Origin of the sequence: Flavobacterium muglaense, assembly GCF_014305155.1 — a bacterium.
Lineage (GTDB): Bacteria > Bacteroidota > Bacteroidia > Flavobacteriales > Flavobacteriaceae > Flavobacterium > Flavobacterium muglaense.
Genome location: NZ_JACRUK010000072.1, coordinates 1 through 2,582 on the forward strand (window position 1 = coordinate 1; position 2,582 = coordinate 2,582).

At 36.0% G+C, this 2,582-nt stretch carries 5 protein-coding genes and 1 tRNA gene; 4 read left to right on the forward strand and 2 right to left on the reverse strand.

What is annotated here, in order from left to right; translation table 11 throughout:
- Positions 1-34: 34 nt before the first annotated feature.
- Positions 35-172, reverse strand: coding sequence for a hypothetical protein (locus H8R24_RS16925; protein WP_187021453.1), 138 nt, complete (start codon positions 170-172; stop codon positions 35-37).
- A gap of 186 nt (positions 173-358) precedes the next feature.
- Between H8R24_RS16925 and H8R24_RS16930 the strand changes: the two genes are divergently transcribed.
- From H8R24_RS16930 to H8R24_RS16945, 4 genes are read left to right on the forward strand one after another with little or no spacing between them, the layout of a single operon-like run.
- A complete protein-coding gene (locus tag H8R24_RS16930; RefSeq protein ID WP_187021455.1) occupies positions 359-868 on the forward strand; it encodes an RNA polymerase sigma factor in 510 nt (169 codons plus the stop codon).
- The gene (locus tag H8R24_RS16935; RefSeq protein WP_187021457.1) at positions 855-1,313 is read left to right on the forward strand and encodes a hypothetical protein; all 459 of its coding nucleotides are present in this window, start codon (positions 855-857) and stop codon (positions 1,311-1,313) included. Before H8R24_RS16930 ends, H8R24_RS16935 begins: the two co-directional genes overlap by 14 nt.
- 11 nt (positions 1,314-1,324) lie before the next feature.
- Complete coding sequence (locus H8R24_RS16940; protein WP_187021459.1) at positions 1,325-1,855, forward strand: DUF4252 domain-containing protein; 531 nt, start codon at positions 1,325-1,327, stop codon at positions 1,853-1,855.
- A 1-nt stretch (position 1,856) separates the two neighbouring features.
- Positions 1,857-2,387, forward strand: a complete 531-nt coding sequence (locus tag H8R24_RS16945; RefSeq protein ID WP_187021461.1) for a DUF4252 domain-containing protein — start codon at positions 1,857-1,859, stop codon at positions 2,385-2,387.
- A gap of 70 nt (positions 2,388-2,457) precedes the next feature.
- On the opposite strand, the gene H8R24_RS16950 is transcribed toward H8R24_RS16945, so the two are convergent.
- Positions 2,458-2,540, reverse strand: a tRNA-Leu gene (locus tag H8R24_RS16950).
- Between the last annotated feature and the right edge of the window lie 42 nt (positions 2,541-2,582).

A 2,582-nucleotide genomic window follows, 5' to 3' on the forward strand; every position in this document is an offset into this window, starting at 1 on the left:
TATGAAAGTGATTATTTGGTGAAATTAAATCCAGTTATATGAAAATTGAGAATACTTTTTCAGCAAGCCCTAAATTAGCAGGTGTGCTGCTTACGTCGTCTTGATCTTGGCAGCTTTGAAAAGTAAAAGCGGCAAGAATTATTAAAAGCGTAAATTGGATTGTTTTTCTCATATTTGGGGTCTAAGTAAATATATTAACGTAAAAATACTATGTTTAGTTTTAATAGCCTCTATTTTTATGTAACAAAAATCAAACCGAATCGTCTTTCTTATAGTAAAGGGAGGTAATTTAATTGTAAATTTCCATTTTTACCGGGGTATCGGTCGCTTGTTTTTTAGAAATATATAGCATCAAAACATGAATCAACTACAGTTTATAGCGGCAACGACTCCTTTTAAGGATAAGCTTTTTCGATTAGCCAAACGATTGTTGGTGAGTACAGAGGAAGCTGAAGATGCAACTCAGGAAGTTTTGGTTAAATTATGGTGTAAAAACGAGGGGTTGAATAAGTTTGCGAGTCTGGAGGCGTTTGCGATGACTATTGCTAAGAATTATTGCTTGGATCAATTGCGATTAAAAAGGACAACGAACCAGAGGTTGGAACATGATAATTATGTCGATCAGCTTCCTGCGGTAGATAAAATCATTGAGGATAAGGATAGTTTAGACTGGGTGGATCGGGTTATTAATCATTTACCAGATCAACAACGCATTATTATACAGATGCGTGATGTGGAGCAGTATGAATTTGATGAAATTGCTCAAATTATGGATATGAATGAAACAGCAATTCGGGTGGCGCTGTCGCGAGCTAGAAAGACAATTAGGCAGAATATGATAAAAATTAATAATTATGGAATGGAATAAAATGGAGGGGCTTCTGGAAAAATACTTCGAAGGAGATACAAATGTGGATGAAGAAAATGCGTTGCGTCATTACTTTTTGTCTGATGATGTTCCGCCGCATTTAGAGCAGTATAAAGCTATTTTTGGTTATTTTGCGAAAGCGAAAAAAGAGAATTTAACCAGTAATGCTGTTGATAGTCAGTTGTTTTTGAGTAAAAAAAGATTAGCTCTTTGGTTGCCTGTTGCGGCTTCGGTCGTGGTGATGTTAGGAGTTGGTGGCTATTTTTATTTTGGTTCAACCAATGAAAAACAAGACTTAGGAACGTATCAAAGTCCAGAGGTGGCCTTGAAAGAGACGCAAAAAGCGCTAGCTATGTTATCAACACATGTGAATACTGGCATAGAAAGTGTAATGTATATAAAGGAGTATGAGCATTCAAAAGGGTTAATTTTTAAAAAACAATAAATACATAAAAGATGAAAAAGTTTATAATTACAGTAGTAGCGGTATTGGTAGCAAGTCCGTTTTTTGCGCAAGCAGCGTTTGATAAGTTTGATGGTCAAGATGATGTTACCTCGATTATTGTCAATAAAAAAATGTTTGACTTGATGAGTAAGGTAAAAGTGGATGCATCTGATAGAGAGACTCAGCAATATATGGATTTGATAAAAAAGTTAGATAATCTAAAAGTTTTTACAACAACAAGTACGCGAGCGGCTGCTGATATGAGGTTAACAGCAGATAAGTATATGAAAACGGCTGGATTAGAAGAGTTGATGCGTGTGAATGACGGCGGTAAAAATGTAAAAATCCTTGTAAAATCGGGTGCTTCTGATAGTCAGATTAAAGAGTTATTGATGTTTATAGAAGGCGGTAGTAAATCGAATGAAACGGTATTGATGTCATTGACAGGTAATTTTGATTTGAATGAGATCTCTGTGTTAACAGATAAAATGAGGATTCCTGGTGGCGATGATTTGAAAAAAGCAACTAAAGGAAAGAAATAAGATGAGAACTACTATTCTTTTTTCTTTTGTAGCGCTGCTGTTAGTAGGCTGCGATGCAGGTCCAAGCTTAGAAAAGTATTTTGTGGCTCATTCTGAAGATCCTAATTATATAGTGATGGATGTGTCTCCTGATATTTTGAATGTGAGTAAAGAAAGCTTGTCTGCTGCTGATGTTTCGGCATTCGAATCTTTTGAAAAAATGAATGTGCTCGCTTTTAAGGCAACAAACAAGAATAAAGCCTTGTTTGGTATAGAGCGTGATAAAGTGGATGCGTTATTGAAGGATAAGAAGTATCAGCAGCTTGTGCGTTTTGGTACAGGAAAGGAAGGCGCTTCGCTTAGTTATGTGGGTACTAATGATCATATTGAAGAGTTTGTACTTTTTGCCAATAAAAAAGAAACAGGCTTTACTGTAATACGAATCATGGGCGATGATATGAGTCCTACGAATGTAGTGACTATGTTGCGTTTGTTAAAGAAGTCAAAAGTTGATTTAGCGCAATTAAAACCATTGGAGCAATTGATGAAATAAAGGTGTTAAAAGGCTCTAAATGAAAAAAGATATAAGTGTAGTACTTATATCTTTTTTTTTTTGTTTAAAGTGACCACGGCGGGATTTGAACCCGCACGCCCTTGCGAGCACCAGCCCCTCAAGCTGGCAAGTCTACCGTTTCTCCACGTGGCCTTAAAATAAAAAAAGGTCAAGTAATAAATTACTCGACCTTTT

Bases quoted from the DNA above. Each gene is read 5' to 3' on its own strand.
- H8R24_RS16925 (WP_187021453.1), bottom strand. From the start codon at position 172: ATGAGAAAAACAATCCAATTTACGCTTTTAATAATTCTTGCCGCTTTT.
- H8R24_RS16930 (WP_187021455.1), top strand. From the start codon at position 359: ATGAATCAACTACAGTTTATAGCGGCAACGACTCCTTTTAAGGATAAG.
- H8R24_RS16935 (WP_187021457.1), top strand. From the start codon at position 855: ATGGAATGGAATAAAATGGAGGGGCTTCTGGAAAAATACTTCGAAGGA.
- H8R24_RS16940 (WP_187021459.1), top strand. From the start codon at position 1,325: ATGAAAAAGTTTATAATTACAGTAGTAGCGGTATTGGTAGCAAGTCCG.
- H8R24_RS16945 (WP_187021461.1), top strand. From the start codon at position 1,857: ATGAGAACTACTATTCTTTTTTCTTTTGTAGCGCTGCTGTTAGTAGGC.